The organism is uncultured Piscinibacter sp. (assembly GCF_937952055.1).
Classification (GTDB): Bacteria; Pseudomonadota; Gammaproteobacteria; order Burkholderiales; family Burkholderiaceae_C; genus Piscinibacter.
In genome coordinates, this window is record NZ_CALFYO010000033.1 from 82384 (window position 1) to 103042 (window position 20659).

General features: G+C 69.8%; 19 protein-coding genes. 10 read left to right on the plus strand and 9 right to left on the minus strand.

What is annotated here, in order from left to right; all coding sequences use genetic code 11:
* The first annotated feature begins 11 nt into the window (after nt 1-11).
* On the plus strand, nt 12-2012 hold the full coding sequence (locus Q0599_RS24390; RefSeq protein WP_298835298.1) for an acetyl/propionyl/methylcrotonyl-CoA carboxylase subunit alpha: 2001 nt from the start codon (nt 12-14) through the stop codon (nt 2010-2012).
* A 4-nt stretch (nt 2013-2016) separates the two neighbouring features.
* Here the strand turns inward: Q0599_RS24390 and Q0599_RS24395 are convergent, their stop codons facing one another.
* A complete protein-coding gene (locus Q0599_RS24395) occupies nt 2017-2370 on the minus strand; it encodes a hypothetical protein (protein ID WP_298835299.1) in 354 nt (117 codons plus the stop codon).
* Nucleotides 2371-2477: 107 nt separating this feature from the next.
* Between Q0599_RS24395 and Q0599_RS24400 the strand changes: the two genes are divergently transcribed.
* The 8 genes from Q0599_RS24400 (at nt 2478) to Q0599_RS24435 (ending at nt 10383) form a co-directional block, all read left to right on the plus strand.
* A complete protein-coding gene (locus tag Q0599_RS24400) occupies nt 2478-3392 on the plus strand; it encodes a hydroxymethylglutaryl-CoA lyase (protein ID WP_298835300.1) in 915 nt (304 codons plus the stop codon).
* Nucleotides 3389-3880 carry a YbaK/EbsC family protein gene (locus tag Q0599_RS24405; RefSeq protein ID WP_298835301.1) on the plus strand — a complete coding sequence of 164 codons (492 nt, stop codon included), beginning with the start codon at nt 3389-3391 and terminating at the stop codon, nt 3878-3880. The genes Q0599_RS24400 and Q0599_RS24405 overlap by 4 nt, the downstream gene beginning before the upstream one ends.
* A complete protein-coding gene (locus Q0599_RS24410; RefSeq protein WP_298835302.1) occupies nt 3877-4083 on the plus strand; it encodes a DUF1289 domain-containing protein in 207 nt (68 codons plus the stop codon). Before Q0599_RS24405 ends, Q0599_RS24410 begins: the two co-directional genes overlap by 4 nt.
* Nucleotides 4080-4721: a 2-hydroxychromene-2-carboxylate isomerase gene (locus Q0599_RS24415; RefSeq protein ID WP_298835303.1), complete on the plus strand. Its 642-nt coding sequence runs from the start codon at nt 4080-4082 to the stop codon at nt 4719-4721. The genes Q0599_RS24410 and Q0599_RS24415 overlap by 4 nt, the downstream gene beginning before the upstream one ends.
* 127 nt (nt 4722-4848) lie before the next feature.
* Nucleotides 4849-5157 (plus strand): DUF485 domain-containing protein, encoded by a 309-nt coding sequence (locus Q0599_RS24420; protein ID WP_298835304.1) that lies wholly within the window; start codon nt 4849-4851, stop codon nt 5155-5157.
* On the plus strand, nt 5154-6881 hold the full coding sequence (locus Q0599_RS24425) for a cation acetate symporter (RefSeq protein WP_298835305.1): 1728 nt from the start codon (nt 5154-5156) through the stop codon (nt 6879-6881). The genes Q0599_RS24420 and Q0599_RS24425 overlap by 4 nt, the downstream gene beginning before the upstream one ends.
* Nucleotides 6882-6968: 87 nt before the next feature.
* Nucleotides 6969-8399, plus strand: a complete 1431-nt coding sequence (locus tag Q0599_RS24430; RefSeq protein WP_298835306.1) for a putative nucleotidyltransferase substrate binding domain-containing protein — start codon at nt 6969-6971, stop codon at nt 8397-8399.
* A 136-nt stretch (nt 8400-8535) separates the two neighbouring features.
* Complete coding sequence (locus Q0599_RS24435) at nt 8536-10383, plus strand: DUF294 nucleotidyltransferase-like domain-containing protein (RefSeq protein WP_298835307.1); 1848 nt, start codon at nt 8536-8538, stop codon at nt 10381-10383.
* Nucleotides 10384-10395: 12 nt separating this feature from the next.
* On the opposite strand, the gene Q0599_RS24440 is transcribed toward Q0599_RS24435, so the two are convergent.
* From Q0599_RS24440 to Q0599_RS24475, 8 genes are all read right to left on the minus strand, one after another.
* A complete protein-coding gene (locus Q0599_RS24440; RefSeq protein WP_298835308.1) occupies nt 10396-12585 on the minus strand; it encodes an exonuclease domain-containing protein in 2190 nt (729 codons plus the stop codon).
* Nucleotides 12582-12965, minus strand: coding sequence for a response regulator (locus Q0599_RS24445; RefSeq protein ID WP_298835309.1), 384 nt, complete (start codon nt 12963-12965; stop codon nt 12582-12584). The genes Q0599_RS24440 and Q0599_RS24445 overlap by 4 nt, the downstream gene beginning before the upstream one ends.
* Nucleotides 12962-15712 carry a sensor histidine kinase gene (locus Q0599_RS24450; RefSeq protein WP_298835310.1) on the minus strand — a complete coding sequence of 917 codons (2751 nt, stop codon included), beginning with the start codon at nt 15710-15712 and terminating at the stop codon, nt 12962-12964. The genes Q0599_RS24445 and Q0599_RS24450 overlap by 4 nt, the downstream gene beginning before the upstream one ends.
* Nucleotides 15713-15795: 83 nt before the next feature.
* Nucleotides 15796-15993, minus strand: a complete 198-nt coding sequence (locus tag Q0599_RS24455; protein WP_298835311.1) for a hypothetical protein — start codon at nt 15991-15993, stop codon at nt 15796-15798.
* Between the two features lie 10 nt (nt 15994-16003).
* Nucleotides 16004-16357: a hypothetical protein gene (locus tag Q0599_RS24460; protein ID WP_298835312.1), complete on the minus strand. Its 354-nt coding sequence runs from the start codon at nt 16355-16357 to the stop codon at nt 16004-16006.
* 118 nt (nt 16358-16475) lie between these two features.
* A complete protein-coding gene (locus Q0599_RS24465; RefSeq protein ID WP_298835313.1) occupies nt 16476-18284 on the minus strand; it encodes a sodium:solute symporter family protein in 1809 nt (602 codons plus the stop codon).
* A 7-nt stretch (nt 18285-18291) separates the two neighbouring features.
* Nucleotides 18292-18546, minus strand: a complete 255-nt coding sequence (locus Q0599_RS24470) for a DUF4212 domain-containing protein (protein WP_298835314.1) — start codon at nt 18544-18546, stop codon at nt 18292-18294.
* Nucleotides 18547-18735: 189 nt separating this feature from the next.
* Entirely contained in the window at nt 18736-19590 is an 855-nt protein-coding gene (locus Q0599_RS24475) for a MipA/OmpV family protein (RefSeq protein ID WP_298835315.1), read from the minus strand.
* Between the two features lie 84 nt (nt 19591-19674).
* On the opposite strand from Q0599_RS24475, the gene Q0599_RS24480 reads away from it, so the two are divergent.
* Nucleotides 19675-20562: a hypothetical protein gene (locus tag Q0599_RS24480; protein WP_298835316.1), complete on the plus strand. Its 888-nt coding sequence runs from the start codon at nt 19675-19677 to the stop codon at nt 20560-20562.
* The last annotated feature ends 97 nt before the right edge of the window (nt 20563-20659 follow it).

The following is a 20659-nucleotide window of genomic DNA, read 5'->3' on the forward strand; positions in this document are numbered from 1 at the left end:
CCGAGGTCCGCATGTTCACCAAGATCCTGATTGCCAACCGCGGCGAGATCGCCTGCCGTGTGGCGGCTACGGCGCGCCGCATGGGCATCCGCACCGTGGCCGTCTATTCCGACGCCGATGCCAGCGCCAGGCATGTCGCCGCCTGCGACGAGGCAGTGCGCATCGGCGGCAACGCTCCGCGCGACAGCTACCTGCGCAGCGAGCGCATCCTCGAGGCGGCGCGAGCCACCGGCGCGCAGGCCGTCCACCCGGGTTACGGCTTCCTCAGCGAGAACGAGGACTTCGCGCAGGCCTGCGTCGACGCCGGGCTGGTCTTCATCGGCCCGCCGCCCGCGGCGATCAAGGCGATGGGCCTGAAGGCCGAGTCCAAGCAGTTGATGGAGCGGGCCGGCGTGCCGCTGGTGCCGGGCTACCACGGCGCCGACCAGGCCCCCGAACTGCTGCGCCGCGAGGCAGACCGCATCGGCTACCCCGTGCTGATCAAGGCCAGCGCGGGCGGCGGCGGCAAGGGCATGCGCATCGTCGCCGCGGCGGAAGAGTTCGACGCGGCGCTGGCCTCGTGCCAGCGCGAGGCGCGCAACAGCTTCGGTGACGATGCGGTGCTGATCGAGCGCTACGTCACGCGGCCGCGCCACATCGAAATCCAGATCTTCGGTGACACGCACGGCCACTGCATCTATCTCTTCGAGCGCGACTGCTCGGTGCAGCGCCGCCACCAGAAGGTGCTGGAGGAGGCGCCCGCACCCAGCCTGAGCGAGGCACGCCGGCGCGAGATGGGGGCGGCGGCGGTGGCTGCCGCCAAGGCGGTGGGCTATGTCGGTGCCGGCACGGTGGAGTTCATCGCCGAGCCCACGGCCGACGGCGACCTGCGCTTCTTCTTCATGGAGATGAACACGCGGCTGCAGGTCGAGCACCCGGTCACCGAGGCGGTCACAGGGCTCGACCTGGTCGAGTGGCAGCTGCGCGTGGCGGCTGGTGAGCCGCTGCCGCTGCGGCAGGAGGAACTGCGCCTGAACGGCCATGCGATCGAGGCGCGCATCTGCGCCGAGAACCCGGACGCCAACTTCCTGCCCGCCACCGGCGCGCTCGACGTCTACCGCACGCCCGCGTGCAGCCACTTCGAGCGCGGCGACGTGCGGGTGGATGCCGGCGTGCGCGAGGGCGATGCCATCTCGCCGCACTACGACTCGATGATCGCCAAGCTGATCGTCTGGGGCGCCGACCGCGCGCAGGCGCTGGCGCGGCTGGACGCGGCGCTGGCGCGCACGCACATCGTCGGCGTGCAGACCAACGTCGCCTTCCTGCGCCGCGTGGTGACAAGCCGATCGTTCGTGCAGGCCGACCTCGACACCGCGTTGATCGAGCGCGAGCGTGCCGCGCTGTTCGACGCCGCCCCGCTGGCGCTGGAGGTCGCGGCGGCCGGCGTGATCGCCCATGCGCTGGCGCACGAGCGCGCGGCCGAGGATGCCGATCCCTGGTCGGCGCGCGACGGCTGGCGCCTGCACGGCGCGGCGGCGCGCCGCTTCGACCTCGAGGCCGACGGCACGCACCATGTCGCCACGCTGACGCGCAGCCACCGTGGCGAGGCCGTGATGGCGATCGGTGGGCAGCAGTGGCCGTTCGCCGCCTCGGCGCGCGGTGGCACGCAACACGACGTCACGCTCGCCGGGCGGCGCTGGCCGCTGGCGGTCTATGCGGTCGGCGAGCGCGTCGCGGTGTTCGCGCCCGAAGCCATGGCGACATTGCACGAGATCGACCCGATCGCCCACGCCGGGGACGCGGCCGGCGAAGGCGGCCGACTCACCGCGCCGATGCCGGGCAAGGTGGTGGCGCTGCTGGCGAAGACCGGCGAGGCGGTGAAGAAGGGCCAGCCGCTTGCGGTGATGGAGGCGATGAAGATGGAGCACACCATCACGGCGCCGCGCGACGGCACGGTGGCCGAACTGCTCTACGCGGTCGGCGACCAGGTGCTGGAGGGCGAGGAACTGCTGCGGCTGGAGGCCGCGGCGTGAGCGCTCAGCCGTGGCGCGGCGCGTTGCCGCGGCGCACCCAGGTGGACGGCTTGAGCCAGCTCGTCGTGGGCTCTGCCTTGACGTCCAGTTCGACGGGGCGCGACACGCCGAAGCCGGAGGTGTCGCCGGCCCAGGCCGTTTCCTGCGGCGCGGCGCCGGTGGACTGTTCCGTGCCCAGGCGCAGCTGCCGGGCCATGGTGGCCAGCTCGGGGTCGCCCGAGGCCTCGCAGACCCAGATCGCTTCGCGGACGTCGCCCGCGCCCTTCATCAGGTCTCCGATCTCCACCTTCTCGCCGTAGTGGCGAAGCAGCGCAAAATGAATGCGGGTGGCGAGGCGGAGGCGGGTGCTGGTGTCCACTGCATGTCCTGATTCGGTGTTTGTATCTTGCTGTATCAATCGCCGGACCGCCATCCCTAGCCAAGGGGTAACGTGGCGTAACGGCGGGTTTGAGTGAGACTTTTTTCATGATTCCATCGACTGTCAGCATCGTCGACGTCGGGCCGCGGGACGGATTGCAGAACGAGAAGCAGCCCGTCGAGACCGCGCACAAGGTCGAGCTGGTGCACCGGCTGCAGGCGGCTGGCCTGCGCGAGATCGAGGTCACCAGCTTCGTCAGCCCGAAGTGGGTGCCGCAGATGGCGGACAACGCGGCGGTGATGGCCGGCATCGCGCGGCGCGCGGACGTTCGCTACTCGGTGCTGACGCCGAACCTGAAGGGCCTGGAAGCGGCCCTGCCGACGAAGCCTGACGAGGTGGTGGTGTTCGGCGCGGCCAGCGAGGCCTTCAGCCAGCGCAACATCAACTGCTCGATCGCCGAGTCGGTGGAGCGCTTCGCGCCGGTGGTGGCGTTGGCTCACGGGCGGGGTCTGAAGGTGCGCGCCGCGGTGTCCTGTGCGCTCGGCTGCCCTTACCAGGGCGAGGTGAGCGCCGACGAGGTCGAGCACGTGGTGAAGCTGATGAAGGCGATCGGCGTGGACCACTGTGGCATCGCAGACACCATCGGCGTGGGCACGCCCAAGCGTGTGCAGGCGGCGATGGAGCGCGCGCTGAAGCATTTCCCGCTCGCCGAGGTCAGTGGCCACTTCCACGACACCTACGGCCAGGCGCTGGCCAACATCTACGCCTGCCTGGAGATGGGCGTCCACGTCTTCGATGCCAGCGTGGCCGGCCTCGGCGGCTGCCCCTACGCCAAGGGAGCCACCGGCAACGTGGCCACCGAGGACGTGGTGTTCATGCTCGACGGGCTGGGCATCGCCACCGGCATCGACCTCGACGCGCTGGTCGATGCCGGTGCCTACATCTCCGGCGTGCTCGGCCGTGCGCCGGCGTCGCGCGCCGCCAAGGCGCTGCTGGCCAAGCGCGACAAGGCTGCCGCGTGAGTGCCGTGCTGAACGACAGGCCGGAGGGCTTCAGGCGCGTCACGCAGGCGCTCGCCGAGCGCGGCCATCCGCATGCGCCGTTGTGGCTGGAGGTGGCGGCACGCACCTCGCAGGAGGCCGCCGATGCGCTCGGTGTGCAGGTCGGCCAGATCGCCAAGAGCGTGGTCTTCCGGCGCAAGTCCGACGAGGCCGCGGTGCTGGTGGTGACCTCGGGCGACAGGCGCGTCGACGAGAAGAAGGTCGCCGCGCAGGTCGGCGCGCTCGGCCGCGCCGATGCGGAGTTCGTCAAGGCGCGCACCGGCTTCACCATCGGTGGGGTTTCGCCGCTGGCGCATGCCACACCGCCGGTGACGCTGATCGACCGCGAGCTGTTCCGCTTCGAGGAGATCTGGGCCGCGGCCGGCCATCCGAACGGCGTGTTCAGGCTCAGCCCGGCGCAGCTGGAGGCGCTGACCGGCGCGCCGGTGGCCGACGTGGTGCAGGCATGACGCCCGCGAGCTCCGGCGTGCCTTCGCCGTGCATCAGCGTGTGCAGGATGGATGCGGACACGGGCTGGTGCGAAGGCTGCCTGCGCACCCTCGACGAGATCGCGAACTGGTCGGTGATGGCCGACGAGGACAAGCGCGCGGTGTGGAAGCTGCTGCCGGCGCGGCGCGAGGCATTCGCGGCGCTGAAGGACGCGGCCCCATGAAGCAGCTGCAGTTCTGGTTCGATCCCGTTTCGCCCTACGCCCATCTCGCCTTCGAGCAATTGCCGCAGGCGCTGGAAGGCCTGTCCTATAGCGTCGACTACCGTCCCATCCTGTTCGCCGGGCTGCTCAAGCAATGGGGCCAGAAGGGCCCGGCCGAGATCGAACCGAAGCGCGCCTGGACCTTCCGCCAGGTCGCATGGCAGGCGCACCGCCTCGGCATCGAGATCGCCACGCCGGCGCAGCACCCGTTCAACCCGCTCGCGCTGCTGCGCCTGCTGCACGCCTGCGCACCCGCGGGCGGCTCGCCCAACCGCTGGCAGTGCGAGCAGGTCTTCCACCATGTCTGGCATGGTGGCGGAGATGCCAACGACGCACGGCGCCTGGCCGATCTGCGCACGACTCTCGCACCGGCGACCGACCCGGACGCCGACGCGATCAAGCAGTCGCTGAAGGACCTCACCGCGCAGGCCATCGCGCGAGGTGTCTTCGGCGTGCCCACCGTCGAGGTCGACGGCCGCTTGTTCTGGGGCCTCGACGGGCTCGACATGCTTGCCGCCTGCCTGCGCGGCGACGCCTGGTTCGACGCGCCCGACTGGAGCGCTGCCGCGCAAACGCGCCCCGGCGTCACGCGCGGTTGACACCGCTGTCAGCCTTGCCTCAGTTCCGCGTCAGCGGGTGTTGGTTCAGCGTCAGAGGTGGGTCAGACGGGCTGCGGATGATGCACGCAGGGCTCCGCCGGAGCCAGGAAAGCGTGAGGAGACCCGCATGGACGACGATCTCGTTCGAAAGATTTCGACCCATCCCAAGTACCTGGAGCTGAAGGCCAAGCGCACCGGCTTCGGGTGGTGGCTGACGCTGGCGATGATGCTCGTGTACTACGGCTTCATCCTGCTGGTGGCCTTCAACAAACCCTTCCTGTCGCAGCGCATGGGCGACGGCGTGATGACGGTGGGCATTCCCATCGGCTTCGGCGTGATCGTCTTCACCGTGGTGATCACGGCCTTCTACGTGCTGCGTGCCAACAAGCAGTACGACGACCTGACCGAGGCCGTGCGCCAGGGAGTGCTGAAATGATCCGCTTGAACGACACCCTGCGCCGCGGGCTCACGCTGGCCGCGTTGATGGGCGCGGCCGGCGCCGCGCTGGCCGCCGGTGCCGACCTCGGCCAGGCGCAGAAGCAGGCGACCAACTGGACCGCCATCGGCATGTTCGGCGTGTTCGTGATCTTCACGCTGTTCATCACCAAGTGGGCGGCCGCGCGCACCAAGAGCGCGGCCGACTTCTACACCGCCGGCGGCGGCATCACCGGCTTCCAGAACGGCCTGGCGATCGCCGGCGACTACATGTCGGCGGCCTCCTTCCTCGGCATCTCGGCGGCGGTGATGGCCTCCGGCTTCGACGGCCTGATCTACTCGATCGGCTTCCTCGTCGGCTGGCCGGTGATCACCTTCCTGATGGCCGAGCGGCTGCGCAACCTCGGCAAGTTCACCTTCGCCGACGTGGCCGCATTCCGCTTCGAGCAGACGCCGGTGCGCATGTTCGCGGCCTCGGGCACGCTGGTCGTGGTGGCCTTCTACCTGATCGCGCAGATGGTCGGCGCGGGCCAGCTCATCAAGCTGCTGTTCGGCCTGGAGTACTGGATCGCGGTGGTCATCGTCGGCGCGCTGATGATGGTCTACGTGCTGTTCGGCGGCATGACGGCCACCACCTGGGTGCAGATCATCAAGGCCTGCCTGCTGCTCGGCGGCGCGACCTTCATGGCCTTCATGGTGATGTGGAACTTCGGCTTCAGCCCCGAGGCGATGTTCGCCAAGGCGGTGCAGATCAAGGCCGACCTCGCCACGGCCGGGGGCAAGACGCCTGACGAGGCGGCCAAGCTCGGCCAGTCGATCATGGGCCCGGGCAACTTCGTGAAGGACCCGATCTCGGCGATCAGCTTCGGCATGGCGCTGATGTTCGGCACCGCCGGCCTGCCGCACATCCTGATGCGCTTCTTCACCGTGCCCTCGGCCAAGGAAGCGCGCAAGAGCGTGATGTGGGCCACCGGCTGGATCGGCTACTTCTACTTGCTGACCTTCATCATCGGCTTCGGCGCGATCACCTTCGTGCTGACCAACCCGCAGTTCCTCGACGCCAAGGGCGGCCTGGTCGGCGGCGGCAACATGGCGGCCATCCACCTGGCCAACGCGGTGGGCGGCAACGTGTTCCTCGGCTTCATCTCGGCGGTGGCGTTCGCGACCATCCTCGCGGTGGTGGCCGGCCTGACGCTGTCGGGCGCATCGGCGGTGTCGCACGACATCTACGCCACGATCGTCAAGAAGGGCCAGGCCGACAGTGCGGCCGAGCTGCGCGTCTCGAAGATCACCACCATCGCCCTGGGCATCGTCGCGGTGGTGCTGGGCATCGCCTTCGAGAAGCAGAACATCGCCTTCATGGTGTCGCTGGCCTTCGCGATCGCCGCCTCGGCCAACTTCCCGGTGCTCTTCATGAGCGTGCTGTGGAAGGACTGCACGACCAAGGGCGCGGTGATCGGCGGCTTCCTCGGGCTGATCTCGTCGGTGGTGCTGACCGTGGTCTCGCCGTCGGTGTGGGAAGCCACGCTGGGCAACCCCAAGGGCTCGGCGCTGTTCCCCTACACCTCGCCGGCGCTGTTCTCCATGACCATCGGCTTCGTCGGCATCTGGCTGTTCTCGGTGCTCGACCGCGGCGCCCGCGCCCGGGAGGACCGCGCGGGCTTCCTCGCCCAGCAGGTGCGTTCGGAGACGGGCATCGGCGCGGCCGGCGCGTCGGGGCATTGAACGGCTGAACCGCCAGACGCACGTCAAGCGACCGGACGGGACTGCAGGCACACTGCCTGCAGTCCCGTTCTCACGTTCGCACGTCCCATGCCGGAGCACCGTGGTCCCGAGTCGCAGCGCGAGATGCTCTCGCTGGTCACCGCACGCGTGCGCGACGCCTATGTACGCAAGCCGTTCTACGTGGACGGCGCGCTCGACCTGGTGTCGGTGTGTCGCCTGCTTTCGGCGCAGGGGCTGACCAGCGCGCTGGTGAGGGACGGCGGCCGGCTCGGCATCTTCACCACCACCGACCTGCGCGACGCGCTGCTGCGCGCGGAGTCGCCCGCGGTGCTGGCCGTGCGCGAGGTGGCGCGCTTCGAACTGGTCGAGATCGAGGCGGACGCTGAGCTGTTCGAGGCTCTGTGGCTGATGGTGCGCCAGCGCGTGCACAGGCTCCTGGTGCGCGACGGCAGCGGGGTGCTGGGCGTGCTCGGGCAGCTCGACCTGGTCAGCTTCGTCGCCAACCACTCGCACATCGTCGCGGTGCAGATCGACGAGGCGACCTCGGTGGCCGAGCTGAAGGCGGCAGCACAGCGCGTCGATGCCATGGCGGTCTGGCTGCACGACGACGGCATCCGCGTCGAACGCATCGCCCGGCTGGTCGGCGAGCTGAACCGCCGCCTGTTCGCGCGGCTGTGGCAGCTGCTCGCGCCACCGGCCCTGGTGGCCGACAGTTGCCTGCTGGTGATGGGCAGCGAAGGGCGTGGCGAGCAGATCCTCAAGACCGATCAGGACAACGCGCTGCTGCTGCGCGACGGCGTGTCGCATCCCGAGCTCGCAGACGTTGCGGCGCGCTTCAACGCCGCGCTGATCGAGTTCGGCTATCCGCCGTGCCCGGGCGGCATCATGTTGACGCGGCCGCCGTGGCAGGCCAGCGAGACGCAGTTCAAGGCGACGCTGCAGGCGTGGCTGTACGGCGCCGACCCGCTGGGCGTGGTCCATCTGGCGATCTTCTTCGACGCCGTGGCGGTGGCCGGCGACGAATCGCTGCTGCGCGGCCTGCGCGAGTACCTCGACGGCATGCTCGCCGGTGGTGACGCCTTCCTCGCGCGCTTCGCGGCTGCGGCCGACCAGTTCGAGGAGCATCAGAGCTGGCTGGCGCGACTGACCTCGCGGGCCGACGATCAGCTGCTCGACCTGAAGAAGCTCGGCACCTTCCCGATCGTGCATGGCGTGCGTGCGCTGTGCCTCAAGCACGGCGTGCGCGAGGCCGGCACCGCCGCGCGGCTCGAGGTTCTGGTGGCGCGCAGACTGCTCGACGCACCGCTCGGGCGCGACCTCGCCGAAGCGCTGCACTTCCTCATGGGTCTGAGGCTGCGCCACCAGTTGCGTGCGCGGGCGGCCGGCGCCGTGCCCGACAACACCGTGCGCCCCTCCGCGCTGTCGACCATGGAGCGCGACCAGCTGCGCGACGCGCTGGCGATCGGCAAACGCTTCCGCACGCTGCTGCGCCAGGTCTTCCGCCTCGACGCGCTCTGAGGCCCCTCGACGCCCGCCCGCGGGGCGGGCTTGCTCGAAATCAAGAAACCGCCCCCTTTGTCGCGGCGACGGCGTTGCGCGGTCGGGTCTTCGGCGAGACTCGGGCTTGTTGCACCCTCCTGTTGCTCGCCGTGCCATGAAAGACGACCCCGCCGCTCCTGCCGCCGACGTTGCCGCGCTGCTCGCCGGGCACGCCGCGTTCGCGGCGCTCGACGATACGGATCGCGCCGGCATCGCCGACGCCATGGCGCGGGCGCGATTCGAGGCCGGTGCCGTCGTTGCAGAGGGCACCGGCCTGCGCGAGCATCTGCATCTCGTGCTGCGTGGCCAGGTCATGCTGATGCTCGGCGACAACGCGACGACCGCCCTTCGGGCGGGCGGATGGTTCGGCGCCGGCGTCGGTCCGCATGGCGCGGTCGGGCCGTGGCGCGCGGTGGCGGGCGATGCCACGGAAGTGGCCCTGTTGCCCGCCGCGGCCGTGCAGCAGCTGCTCGAGCGGCATCCGGCCCTGGCGCTTCACCTCGCCCCTCCGATCGGCGAGGCGGCTTCCGGCGCAGCCGGCGGCGATCCGCACCTGAGCCTGATGACCACGCCGGTGCGCGCGCTGCTCAAGCGCCCGCCCGTGACGCTGCCGCCGACGGCGAGCATCCTCGAGACAGCGCGGACGATGCGCGAGCAGCGTGTCTCCTCCGTGCTGCTGCTCGAACGCGAGCACCTGTTCGGCCTGGTGACCGACCGCGACCTGCGCAACCGCGCGCTGGCCGCCGGGCTCGACACGGCGCTGCCGGTGCTGGAGATCGCCACCGTGGCACCGCTGGCGGTGGACATCGCGCAGCCGGCCTTCGAGGCCCTGCTGCTGATGGCCAGGCACAACATCCACCACGTGCCCGTGCTCGACGGCCAGCGCGTGGCTGGCATGATCACCGCGACCGACCTCACCGAGCAGCACAGCACCTCGGCGGTGTACCTGGCCGGCGAGGTCCACAAGCAGACCACCGTCGAGGGGCTGGCCGAGGCAGCAGGCCGAGTCAAGCAGCTTCAGCGCAGCCTCGCCGCCGCCCAGGCCAGCGCCTACAGCACCGGCCACATCGTCACCGCGATCACCGACGCGATCACCGTGCGGCTGCTCCAGCTGGCCGAGGCCCGTCTCGGCCCGCCGCCGGTCGACTACGCCTGGGTGGCCGCCGGCTCGCAGGCGCGCAGCGAGCAGACGGCGAAGAGTGATCAGGACAACTGCATGATCCTCGACGACCGCTACGACGAGGCGGTGCACGGCGACTACTTCAAGGCACTGGCGAACTTCGTCAACGACGGGCTGGACGCCTGCGGCTATGTCTACTGCCCGGGCGAGATGATGGCGCGCACCGACGAATGGCGCCAGCCGCAGCGTCGCTGGGCGGACTACTTCCACCGCTGGACGAACGAACCCGAGCCGAAGGCGCTGATGCTGACCTGCGTGTTCTTCGACCTGCGCCTGATCTACGGCCGCGCCTCGCTGCTCGACGAACTGCGTGCCGACGTGCTGGCGCGCACGCGCGACAACCGCATCTTCCTTGCCTACATGGTCGGCAACGCACTCGACCACCGCCCGCCGCTGTCACTCTTCGGCGGCATCTCGACGGTCAAGCACGGAGAGCTGCGCGACACCGTGGACCTGAAGCACAGCGGCATCGTGCCGATCGTCGACCTCGCGCGCATCTATGCGCTGGCCGGCGGACACGACGCCGTCAACACGCACGATCGCCTGATGGTGGCGGCGCAGAGCAAGGAGATCAGCGAGCGCAGCGCGCACGATCTGCGCGACGCGCTGGAGTTCATGGCCACGCTGCGCATCCGCCACCAGGCGGGCCAGATCGCGCGCGGCGAGGCGGCGGACAACTTCCTCTCCCTCTCGGAGCTGAGCAACTTCGAGCGCGGCCAGCTCAAGGATGCCTTCGGCGTCGTGCAGACGCTGCAGAGCGTGCTGGCGCAGCGCTACCGCTAGCCGCGGCGCGGCTCAATAGCGCACGCGCGCGAAGTAGCTCTTCTGCGCCGCCTCGCGCGCCTGGCCGAGGGTGTGGATGCCCCGCTCGGCGAGCAAGGGGATCAGCTTCTGGAACACCTCGGCCGTGACCATCGCATCGCCCAGCGCGGTGTGCCGACCGATCACGGTGATGTCGAAGCGCTCGGCGATCGCCTCGAGGCGGTGAGAGTCCTGGTTCGGGTGCACCACCGCCGAGAGCAGCAGCGTGTCCAGCACCGGCTGGTCGAAGCGCACGCCGGTGCGTTCCTCCTTGAGCTGCAGGAAGCGCATGTCGAAGGCGGCGTTGTGCGCCACCAGCACGGTGTCCTGCGCGTAGGCGTGGAAGGCGGGCAGCACCTCGTCGATGGTCGGCTGACCGTCGACCATGTCCTGCGTGATGCCGTGGATCGGGATCGACGCCTCGGGGATGCTGCGGCGGGGATCGACGAGCTGCTCGAAGCACTCGCCGCGCAGCAGCTTGCCGTTGACCACGCGCGCCGCGCCGATCTGGATGATCTCGTCGCCGGCCGAAGGCTGCAGGCCGGTGGTCTCGGTGTCGAACACGGTGTAGGCCAGCTCGACGAGGCGGCGGTCGTCGAGCGCATGGCTGCTCTCGCTGCCGGCGAAGAGGTCGAAGTCGTAGTACTCGGGCCGGCTCTCGCTGCGCAGGAAGGCAGCCTCGCTGGCCTCCTGCGCCGCCGCGCTGGGCGCCAGCGGCAGGAGGAAGCGGAAGAAGGCCTGGTGGCGCACGCGGTCGCGCTCGAACCAGAACTCCCCGCCGTGCCGCTGCACCACGTCGCGCACCGTCAGCGAGCTGCTCTCGCTGCCCGTGACGATCGGGTCCATCTCCCAGCTCATCACCGTCTCGGTGCTCATCGCCTGACCCGACCAGACCAGGTCCAGCCGTGCGCGCTGCGCATCCCCGGCGGCCAGGCGCAGGTGCAGGGCCTTGACCTCGAACTCGTCGCGCAGGCGCTGCGCCAGGTAGCCCAGCGCCTGCAGCAGCGAGAAGCTGTCGAGCTTGAGCCACAGCGCCGCGTCCACCTCGCCCGTGCCGGCCGCCAGGCCGGTCTGGTGCTCGATGCGCCGCCGCGCCGCCTGCACGAAGTCGGCGCCGAGCATCTCCTCCAGCGGCCAGCGAGTGGCCAGCCCCTGAGCGCTGCGCGCGGCGAGCTCGTTGATGCGCCGGCTCATCGTGCGGGCCTCTTCGCGCACGACGCCGAGGAAGCGCTCGCGCATCGCCGGCTCGAGCGCCTCGTCGTCGAGCATCTCGGCCGCCGCCTGCAGGTTGGCCAGCGCGCCGCGGCTGCCCTCGGTGAGGCCATGCAGCAGCCGCTCGCGCTCGCTCTCCTGCTCGTAGTCGCGCGTGATGTTGTCGAGCATGAGCACGAAGCCGGTGATCGCGCCCGCCGATGCATCGCCCTCGGCGGCGCGCACCGGCGCCATCTGGGCCCGCAGCAGCTGCCCCGAGCGCGTGACGGTGACGAACTGCGCGCTCGGGTGCGCGGCGCCGCGCTGGATGCGCTGCGTCACGCTCTCCAGGGCGTGGGCCACCAGCTTGCGCTCGAACACCGTGTAGATGGATCGGCCCAGTCCGATCAGCTCGGCGCCGTCGGCCAGCGTCGGCGCGTCGGACAGGGCGCGGAACTGCATGCGCGCGCGGTTGTTGTAGAGCAGGATGCGACCGTCGAGGTTGCACACGACCACGCTCTGCGTCAGCTCGCTCATCAGCGCGGCCAGGCGGTTGCGTTCCTGCTCGATGCCGCGGCTGGCGCGCGCCACCTCGTCGGCAATGTCGCGGCGCAGCTGGTCGCGCTGGCGGGCCAGCTCGTTGAGGGCCTGCGCCAGCCCCTGCAGGTCGGCGCTGCCGGCCGGCGCTCCGATGTCGCGCCGGACGTCGGTGCTCAGCAGGACGAGCGCCTCCTCGCGCAGCTTCGCCGGCGCGGCAATCCAGCGCCGGAACAGCGGCTGGGCCGCTGCGGCAGCCCCGGCGACCAGGGCCAGCGCCACCATCGCGAGCAGCGCGATGCGGTCGCCGAGCATCGTCTGCAGGGCATCGCGCTGAGCCACGTCCAGCGTCGACCAGACCAGCAGGCCACCACCGAGCGCGAATGCGGCCAGCAGTGCTGCCGCCACGCCGGCGGCGGCCGCCATCGCCAGCAAGAGCGGCCGGTCGCGACTCATGCGCCGGCTGCCCCGCCGGCCAGCATGTCGCGCACCTTCTGCACCAGCTCCTTGGTGGAAAACGGCTTCGTCATGTAGGCGTCCGCGCCCATGGCCAGACCCTTGGCCACATCGGTGTCGCGGCCCTTGGCGGTGAGCATCAGCACCAGCGTGCCCTGCAGGGCTTCGTCGGCGCGCAGCTCCTGGCAGACCTCGAAGCCCGACTTGCCCGGCATCATCACGTCCAGCAGCACCAGCCGAGGGCGCTCGCGGCGCAGCACGTCCAGCGCCTCGACGCCGTCGCGCGCCACGTGAACCTCGTAGCCCTCGCGCTTCATCAGGTACTCGAGCGAGATCAGGATGTTCGGCTCGTCGTCGGCGATGAGAACCTTGCTCGTCATGGCTTGTCTCCTGGCGTGGCCGCTGTCGCGCGCGCGGGCGCCGGCTCTGGGTTCATGGTCCAAGGTAGCGTGAAGGCGAAGCAGGCCCCTTGACCGACATCAGGGCGCAACTCCATGCGCCCGCCGAAGTGCTCGACGATCTGGCGGCTGATCGGCAGGCCCAGCCCGGTGCCCTGCGGCCGCCGCGAGGCGTCGCCGCCCTGACGGAAGCGCTCGAAGATCAGCGCGCGCTGTGCCTGCGGCACGCCGGGGCCGTTGTCCTGCACTTCCACGGTGGCGCCGTGCTCGTCGGCGACGAGGCGCAGTTCGATCCGGCCGCCCGGGGAGGGCACGAACTTCGCCGCGTTGGACAGCAGGTTCATCAGCACCTGCATCAGCCGGTCGGGGTCGGCGCGCAGCGACGGCACACGTTCGGGCAGCGTCAGCACGAGCTCGGCGCCGCGCTCGCGCAGCATCTCGCGCACCGTCTGCGCCGCCTGGCGGATCAGGGCGACGAGGTCGACCTCGGCGTTGTGCCATTCGGCATGACCCGACTCGATCTTCGCCATGTCGAGCACCTGGTTGACCAGCCGCGTCAGGCGCTCCGTCTCGGCGACGACGATGCCGAGGAACTGCTGGCGCTGCGCCTGCGGCATCTGCGCATCGTCGAGCATCATCTCGGCGAGCGCGCGGATCGAGGTCAGCGGCGTGCGCAGCTCGTGGGTGACCGAGGACATGAAGTCGTCCTTCAGCCGGTCCAGGCTCTCCAGTCGTTCGTTGGCGGCGCGCAGTTCGGCCGTCGCCTTCTCCAGCGCCTGCGAGTAGCTGCGCAGCTGGGAGGCCTCGTCGAGGATGCGCAGCACGTCGTCCATGTCCAGCGCTTCCTCCTCCACCACCGAGGCGACCATCACGCGCGCCGAAGCACTGCCGATCGCGCCGGCCAGCTGCGTCTCGACGAAGTGCACCAGGCTGGCGTCCGGCACGATGGACTCGATGCCGGCCGCGCCGCGCGAGCGCGCATAGTCCTCGAACAACCGCGTGGTGCGCCCGACGCCGAGGAAGCGCACCGCCAGCGCCAGCAGGTCCGCGACTTCGGCGCGGCCGCGCCAGAACACGGGCCGCACCGCCGCCTGCTTGCGGTCGAACACGTCGACGAAGAGCAGGGCCTGGCTGGTCTCGTGGGCCGACGGCGTGCGCACCAGCGGCACGGCCACGTACAGACCCAGGTTGGCCAGCAGGCTCCAGAACAGCGAGTGGGTGAGGTTGTCCAGCCCCGCCAGGCCGAACAGCTGCTCGGGCCGCAGCAGTGCGATGCCGAACGCGCCATGGGCGATGAAGTCGGTCTGCCACCAGCCCGACTTGGCGATCGAGGGCAGCATCAACGTGTAGGCCCACACCCCGAAGCCGGCCAGCAGGCCGGCCAGCGCGCCTTCGCGCGTGCCGCCCTTCCAGTACATGCCGCCGAGCAGTGCCGGGGCGAACTGGGCCACGGCGGCGAAGCTGATGAGGCCGATGCTGACCAGCGCATACGCTTCGCCGGCAAGGTGGAAGTAGAGGTAGCCCAGCAGCAGCACGCCGACGATGGCGGCGCGCCGGATGCGCAGCAGCAGTTGCGTCAGGTCGCCGCGCTGCGCGACGCGGGGCAGCTTGAGCAGCAGCGGCATGACGAGGTCGTTGCAGACCATCGTCGAGACCGCGATGGCCTCGACGATCACCATGCCGGTTGCCGCCGACAGGCCCCCCACGAAGGCGGCCAGCGCGAGTCCCTGCTGGCCGGCGTCCAGCGGCAGCGAGAGCACGAAGGTGTCGGCGTTTGCCGCGCTGCCGAAATGCAGCAGGCCACCGAAGGCGATGGGCAGCACGAACACGTTGATCGCCAGCAGGTAGGCCGGGAACACCCAGCTCGCGCGCCGGAGGTGGCGCTCGTCGACGTTCTCCACCACCATCACCTGGAACTGCCGCGGCAGCATCAGCACCGACAGCATCGACAGCAGCGTGAGCGCGAACCACTGCTCGTAGGCGAACGGCCGCCCCTGCGGCGAGAGCGTCATCAGGCTGCGCAGCTCCGGGTCGGCCTGCACGCGCGCGAACAGATCGCCGGCGCCGCCGAACAGCCCCCAGGTGACGAACACGCCGACCGCGATGAACGCCAGCAGCTTGACGACGGACTCGAAGGCGATGGCCGCGACCATGCCCTCGTGCCGCTCGGTGCTGTCGAGGTGGCGCGTGCCGAACACCATCGTGAAGCCAGCCAGCGCCAGCGCCACATACAGCGTGCCGTCGCGCCACCATGCGCCGTCCGCCGCCACCGGGACGCCTGCGGGCGTGGTCAGCAGCGAGTAGCCGCTGGCAATCGCCTTCAGTTGCAGCGCGATGTAGGGAACGATGCCGACGACCGTGATCAGCGTCACCAGGCCCGCGAGCGCGCGGCTCTTGCCGTAGCGGCTGGCGACGAAGTCCGCGATCGACGTGATGCGGTAGGTGTGCGCGATGCGGATCATCTTGCGCACCACCATCCAGGCCAGCAGCATCGCCAGCATCGGGCCGAGGTAGATCGGCAGGAACCACACGCCGCCGGTGGCCGCGCGGCCGACGCTGCCGAAGTAGGTCCAGGCCGTGCAGTACACCGCCATCGACAGCGCGTAGACCCAGGCGTTGCCGATCACCGAGCGGTTGCGCTGTGCCCGCAGGTCTGCCCACCAGGCGACGACGAACAGCAGCAGCAGGTAGAGGAACGACGCGCCGAGGACGAGCGAAGGCGCCAGCATGTCAGTGGCGCCCGGCCGCCCCGAGCGGCCGGCGCGCTTCCTCGTCGGACGGCAGCGGACGAAGCGTGTGCAGGCCTTGCATGCTAATCGGGGGCGCGTTCCATCAGCCAGGCCAGCGCGGCGATGAGCAGGGCCCAGATGAGGAACAGCGCGGCAGGAAAGAGCGGTACGCCCAGCAGCGTGGTGCCGCGGTCCCACAGCGCGAGCAGCGGGAAGTTGAACAGCAGCAGGGCCAGCGCGAACAGCCCGGCCAGGCGCTGGTGCAGCAGGCGGGTCTTCACGATCGTCGCCTCAGGCCTTCGTCTTCGGGCCGAAGCCGTGGGCGTGCCGGCCGAGCGCAAAGCTGGCGAAGAACTTGCACCAGATGGTGCTGCCGGCGATCGCCGTCCAGGTCTCGTAGGGCGTGCCGAAGGCGATCACCGAAACGATCACGAACACCGCCACGATGCCGGCCAGGCCGTTGATCGCCATCTCGTAGGGCGCCCAGCGCTCGGCATCCGGCGGCGGCATGCCGCGCTTGAGCGCCACCTCGGAGAAGTCGCGCCTGACGAGGATGCGCCAGGCGCGGCGCAGCCAGAAGAAGGCCATCGGGAACAAGGCCAGAAAGAGGATCCAGGTCAGCGCGACGCCGACGTCGAAGGCCATGATCGGCTCCTGCAGGTTCGCAAAACACAAAGGGCCTCGCCAGCTCGGCCGGCGAGGCCCCCGTCGGCAGCTGCGACCCTCGCGGGCCGCGCTGCCTCAGGTCACGCGCGGGCGGACCTCAGTGTGCACCATCCACTGCCTTGGATCCGCGCGGGATGCGCACCGCCTCGACCATGTGCTGGATGTGCTCGGGCGGCTCCTTGGTGACCTTGTCGACCGCGAAGGCGACGATGAAGTTCACCAGCGCACCGACCGCACCGAAGGCTTCCGGCGTGATGCCGAAGAAGCTGTTCGCGCCGCCGATCACGCCGAGGAACTCGGTGCCCTTGATGAAGAAGATGCCCTTGTGCGCGAACACGTAGAACAGCGTCACCGCCAGGCCGGCGAGCATGCCCGCCATCGCGCCTTCCTTGTTCATCTTCTTGCTGAAGATGCCCATCATGATGGCGGGGAACAGCGAACTGGCCGCGATACCGAAGGCCAGCGCCACGGTACCGGCCGCGAAGCCAGGCGGGTTCAGTCCCAGCCAGCCGGAGATGACGATGGCGATCGCCATCGAGATCTTGCCGGCGAGCAGCTCGCCCTTTTCGCTGATGTCCGGCTTGAACACGCCCTTGATCAGGTCGTGCGACACCGCGGAGGAGATCGCCATCAACAGGCCCGCCGCCGTCGACAGCGCCGCGGCCAGACCACCGGCCGCGACCAGCGCGATCACCCAGTTGGGCAGCAGCGCGATCTCGGGATTGGCCAGCACGATGATGTCGGCGTTGACGTTCAGCTCGTTGCCCTTCCAGCCGGCCTCCTCGGCCTTCTTCAGGACCTCGGCGTTCTTCGTCTTATCGTTGTAGTACTGGATGCGGCCGTCGCCGTTCTTGTCCTCGAACTTCAGCAGGCCGGTCTTCTCCCAGCGCTTCATCCAGTCCGGACGCTCTTCGTACTTGATCGCGCCTTCCTTGTCGAAGACGCTGGCGTCCTGCAGGACCACGCCCGGGGTCACGGTGCGGATCAGGTTGGTCTTGGCCATCGCGGCCACGGCCGGGGCGGTCGTGTACAGGATGGCGATGAAGACCAGCGCCCAGCCGGCCGAAGAACGCGCGTCGGCGACCTTCGGCACGGTAAAGAATCGCATGATCACGTGCGGCAGGCCCGCCGTGCCGATCATCAGCGACAGCGTGTAGACGAACATGTTCAGCGTGCTGCCCGGCAGCGAGGTCGTGTACTTGCCGAAGCCGAGGTCGGTGACGACCTGGTCGAGCTTCTGCAGCAGCGAGACGTCGTGGCCGGCGAGGTTCGAGCCCAGGCCCAGCTGCGGGATCGGGTTGCCGGTCAGCTGCAGCGAGATGAAGATCGCCGGGATCGTGTACGCCAGGATCAGCACGATGTACTGCGCCACCTGGGTGTAGGTGATGCCCTTCATGCCGCCGAACACCGCGTACAGGAACACGATGCCCATGCCGACGTAGATGCCGACTTCGCTGGAGACGCCGAGGAAGCGCGAGAACGCCACGCCCACGCCGGTCATCTGGCCGATGATGTACGTGATCGAGGCGGTCAGCAGGCAGATCACCGCCACCGTCGAGGCCGACTTCGAGTAGAAGCGGTCGCCGATGAATTGCGGCACGGTGAACTTGCCGAACTTGCGCAGGTACGGAGCCAGCAGCATGGCCAGCAGCACGTAGCCGCCGGTCCAGCCCATCAGGAACAGGCCGCCGCCGTAGCCCATGTTGGAGATCAGGCCGGCCATCGAGATGAACGATGCTGCCGACATCCAGTCGGCGGCGGTGGCCATGCCGTTCATCACGGGGTTGACCTGGCCGCCCGCGGCGTAGAACTCGCTCGTCGAGCCGGCGCGTGCCCAGATCGCGATGCCGATGTACAGCGCGAAGCTCAGGCCGACGACGATATAGATGGTGGTTTGGAGTTCCATGGTGGCCTCAGTCCTCGTGCACGTCGAACTGACGGTCGATGTCGCCCATCTTCTTGGCGTACCAGAAGATCAGCGCGATGAAGATGTAGATCGAGCCTTGGTGCGCGAACCAGAAGCCGAGCGGGTAGCCGCCGAGCTTGATGCCGTTGAGCAGGTCCGCGAACAGGATGCCGGCGCCGAAAGAGCACAGGAACCAGATGACCAGGATCTTGGTCAACAGTCCCAGCGTGGCCTTCCAGTAGCCTTGGGAGTCGTGTTTCATGCGACTGTCTCCTCGCTGATGGGAACAAAGGGATGCGCGACGCACGCTTGTCGCGCCACGACCGGCCGCACTATCGAAGCGGGCTCTGACCTCGTTCTTACATAGCCCCAACAGAGGCTTACGTTCTAGTCACAAACCCGTAGATTTCGTTTCGTCATGTGGGCTGGGCGCCCGACCGAGGGTATGTCCTCAGTCCGCGGCAGGTGCCGAGCTTCGCCAGGGTGTCCACACCAGCCAGGCGCCCACGGCCAGATTGGTGCGCGAGGCGAGCAGCGGGCTGGCCGTGTTCGCCGCGCCGTGCAGCGACATCAGGTTGGCAGCGACGAACCACGACAGCTCGCGGCTCACCCGCTGCCGCAGCGTGGCGCCGAACTCGGTGCCGAAGTAGCCGGCGCGCGCCGTGTAGGCGGGCCGTGTGGGCGTGGCCTGCGACGCGTCGACCTCGTAGAAGTAGCGGTGCAGCGGCCGGCTCGCCCAGGTCGGTTCGATCGACAGCGTCAGGGCGGAGGCCGCTCCGGCGACACCCTGCCAGCGCCAGCGCAGCTCGGGCACGAAGCTCGCGCCGCGCGAGTCGATGCGCTCGAAGTCGGTGGAGCCGAGGGCGCGCAGCTTCAGGTGCAGCGAGGGGCCGCCGGCGGGCGCCAGCCAGCCCTTGTAGACCAGCTGAGGGCCGATGCCGAACATGTAGTCGAGTTCCGGCATGCCGTCGCGCAGGTCGTTGCTGCGCGAATTGAAGGCGGCGGTGCCCGTGAGGTCGAACTCCCAGTCGGCGGTGTCGAGGAAGCGGCTGCGGATGCCGCGTTCGTCGACGCGCAGCACCGGGCCGCGGTAGACGAGGTAGGGCAGCACGAGGCCACGCAGCTGCGACGTGTCGGCACCGGGATAGTCGGGCACGCGGCCGGCGCCCGCCGCGATCCCGGCCTCCCAGCGAGGCAGCTGGCCGCCTCCGGGCGGCGTCGAGGTCTGCGCCGCGGCGCCCGCCGCGAGGCCGAGGAGAAGCGCCAACGGCAACATCGCCAGCAGCGGACGAACGACACGAGCCATGGGGCGGAGTATCGCCGCCGGCCGGCCGATTCGATCTTGCGCATCGACATGCCCGAGCGCGGCGAACGGGTGCATATTCCTGCCATGGCCTGCCCGTCGTCCGCGCTGTTCCGCTTCCTGTGCGCACTGCTGCTCGGCCTCGCGCTGCCGGCGCAGGCGCTGGAGCTGCCGTCCGCCTCCGCGGCCGTGTTGCAGGCGAAGCGCATCGAGTTGCAGCCGCTCCTGCGCAACAGCCCCTTCGGCGAGCCGCTGGCCCTGAGTTCGCGCGAGTTGCCCGACCGCATCGAGGGCGACGTTCACGCCGAGCTGGCGCATGCCTTCGAGACCGTCAGCGGCGCCTTCCGCACGCCCGCCGCGGTCTGCGAGTTGCTGTTCCTGCACCTCAACGTCCATGCCTGCGCGCCGACGGGCGCGAGTGGCGTCGTGCTGGTGGCCGGGCCGAAGAAGGCTGGCGGTGCGGGCATGACGGCGCAGATGCGCTACACGATGCGCACCGAGGCGGATGAACCCGGCTACCTGCGCGTGGTGCTGACGGCGCCGAGCGGGCCGCTGTCGACCTCCGACTACCGCATGGTCTTCGAGGCGGTGCGCATCGACGCGGAACGCAGCTTCGTGCACTTCGGCTATGCGCACAACGTCGGGCTGGTGGCGCGCATGGCGATGCAGGCCTACCTGGCGACGGCCGGGCGCGAGAAGATCGGCTTCACCGTGGTCGGGCAGGAGGCCGACGGCGGGCCGAAGTACGTGCGCGGCGAGCGCGGCTCGCTGGAGCGAAACGTGATGCGCTACTACCTCGCCCTGCTGGCGCACTGCCGGGAGCGCGGCGGCTCGCCGGACGAGCGCATGCAGGCGCGGCTGCGCACCTGGTTCGCGCTCACCGAGCGTCACGCGGCGCAGTTGCACGAGTACGCGCTGGACGACTACCTGCGCGAGAAGCAGCGCGACCTGGCAAGGCAGGACGCGGCGCGATAGGTCTGCGGCGCCTGCATGGCCCGGGCCGGACGGGCGTCAGTCAGCGGTCAGAGCAGGCGAGGACAGTGCGCTTCCGGCCGTCGCAGCGACGGCGTTT

Coding starts and splice junctions, on each gene's coding strand:
- Q0599_RS24390 (WP_298835298.1), top strand. CDS start 12: ATGTTCACCAAGATCCTGATTGCCAACCGCGGCGAGATCGCCTGCCGT.
- Q0599_RS24400 (WP_298835300.1), top strand. CDS start 2,478: ATGATTCCATCGACTGTCAGCATCGTCGACGTCGGGCCGCGGGACGGA.
- Q0599_RS24410 (WP_298835302.1), top strand. CDS start 3,877: ATGACGCCCGCGAGCTCCGGCGTGCCTTCGCCGTGCATCAGCGTGTGC.
- Q0599_RS24415 (WP_298835303.1), top strand. CDS start 4,080: ATGAAGCAGCTGCAGTTCTGGTTCGATCCCGTTTCGCCCTACGCCCAT.
- Q0599_RS24420 (WP_298835304.1), top strand. CDS start 4,849: ATGGACGACGATCTCGTTCGAAAGATTTCGACCCATCCCAAGTACCTG.
- Q0599_RS24425 (WP_298835305.1), top strand. CDS start 5,154: ATGATCCGCTTGAACGACACCCTGCGCCGCGGGCTCACGCTGGCCGCG.
- Q0599_RS24430 (WP_298835306.1), top strand. CDS start 6,969: ATGCCGGAGCACCGTGGTCCCGAGTCGCAGCGCGAGATGCTCTCGCTG.
- Q0599_RS24435 (WP_298835307.1), top strand. CDS start 8,536: ATGAAAGACGACCCCGCCGCTCCTGCCGCCGACGTTGCCGCGCTGCTC.
- Q0599_RS24440 (WP_298835308.1), bottom strand. CDS start 12,585: ATGAGTCGCGACCGGCCGCTCTTGCTGGCGATGGCGGCCGCCGCCGGC.
- Q0599_RS24445 (WP_298835309.1), bottom strand. CDS start 12,965: ATGACGAGCAAGGTTCTCATCGCCGACGACGAGCCGAACATCCTGATC.
- Q0599_RS24450 (WP_298835310.1), bottom strand. CDS start 15,712: ATGCTGGCGCCTTCGCTCGTCCTCGGCGCGTCGTTCCTCTACCTGCTG.
- Q0599_RS24460 (WP_298835312.1), bottom strand. CDS start 16,357: ATGGCCTTCGACGTCGGCGTCGCGCTGACCTGGATCCTCTTTCTGGCC.
- Q0599_RS24465 (WP_298835313.1), bottom strand. CDS start 18,284: ATGGAACTCCAAACCACCATCTATATCGTCGTCGGCCTGAGCTTCGCG.
- Q0599_RS24470 (WP_298835314.1), bottom strand. CDS start 18,546: ATGAAACACGACTCCCAAGGCTACTGGAAGGCCACGCTGGGACTGTTG.
- Q0599_RS24475 (WP_298835315.1), bottom strand. CDS start 19,590: ATGGCTCGTGTCGTTCGTCCGCTGCTGGCGATGTTGCCGTTGGCGCTT.
- Q0599_RS24480 (WP_298835316.1), top strand. CDS start 19,675: ATGGCCTGCCCGTCGTCCGCGCTGTTCCGCTTCCTGTGCGCACTGCTG.